Here is a 1,084-nt window from a genome sequence, read left to right on the forward strand (position 1 = left end):
CCCAGAGCGAGGCGGAGAACAGCAGCACGCCGGTGGCGACGCGGTCGGAGGGGTGTTCCATCCTCATGGCATGACCGATCCGCCGTTGGGACCGAGCACCTGGCCGCAGTAAAAACGCGAGAGGTCGGACGCGAGGAACAGTGCCGTGGCCGCGATCTCTTCCGGCGCACCCAGGCGGTGCTGCGGAATGGCGAGTTCTTTTTCCACCCACTCGGCGCTCATGTGTTCGAGCGACACCATGGCGGTGGCCACAGGGCCGGGCGCGATGGCGTTGACGCGGATCTGGTGTGGCGCGAACTCGCGCGCCAGCGAGCGCGTGAGCCCGATCACGCCGGCCTTGGCGGTGCAGTAGGGCGCGTAGCGCTCGCGCCCGAGGATGCCGAGGTCGGACGCGATGTTGACGATGGCGCCGCTGCCGCGCGCCACCATGCCGGGCAGCACCGCGCGGCACATGAGGAAGACCGACTTGAGGTCGCTGCCGAGCATGCGGTCCCAGTCGGCTTCGGTGGTGTCGAGGAAGGCCTTCTCCTGGATGATGCCGGCGTTGTTGACCAGGATGTGCAGGGCGCCATAGGCGGCGATCGCGTCGTCCACCAGGCGCTGCACCGCGCTGGCGTCGCTCACGTCGGCACCAAGGGCGATGGCCTGGCCGCCTTGCGCCTCGATGGCTTGCACGAGCGAGGCCGCTTCGGCGTCTTGCCGAAAGTGGTTGACCACCACGCGAGCACCGGCCTGCGCAAACAGCAGCGCGGTGGCGCGGCCGATGCCGGTGGCGGCGCCGGTGATCAGCGCGGTCTGGCCCTGCAACGACACTGAAAAGCTCATGCCATCACCTCGCCGTGGCTGGCCACCAGGCACTGGCCGGTGAGCGGGGTGGCGCCTTCGCTGGCGAGGAAGAGGAACACGCCGGCGAGTTCGTCGGGCGTGAGCATCTTCGGCACGGCCTGGCGTGACAGGATCTCGCGCTCCACCTCGGCCTCGCTGCGACCGCTCTCTGCGGCCATCGCGGTCAGCGAACGCATCGCCGCGTCGGTGCGCACCCAGCCGGGGCAGACCGCGTTGACGCGGATGCCGCGCGGCCCCA

2 protein-coding genes are annotated in these 1,084 nt (G+C 69.9%); both read right to left on the minus strand.

Annotated features, from left to right (window positions below):
• Positions 1–63 precede the first annotated feature (63 nt).
• Complete coding sequence (locus tag RMP09_RS20350) at positions 64–825, minus strand: 3-oxoacyl-ACP reductase family protein (protein ID WP_310567794.1); 762 nt, start codon at positions 823–825, stop codon at positions 64–66.
• Positions 822–1,084, minus strand: a 263-nt coding sequence (locus tag RMP09_RS20355; RefSeq protein WP_310567795.1) for an SDR family oxidoreductase, incomplete at its 5' end; no start/stop codon positions are given. The genes RMP09_RS20355 and RMP09_RS20350, both read right to left, overlap by 4 nt.

It is taken from the genome of Hydrogenophaga sp., from assembly GCF_031426985.1.
GTDB lineage: Bacteria > Pseudomonadota > Gammaproteobacteria > Burkholderiales > Burkholderiaceae_C > Hydrogenophaga.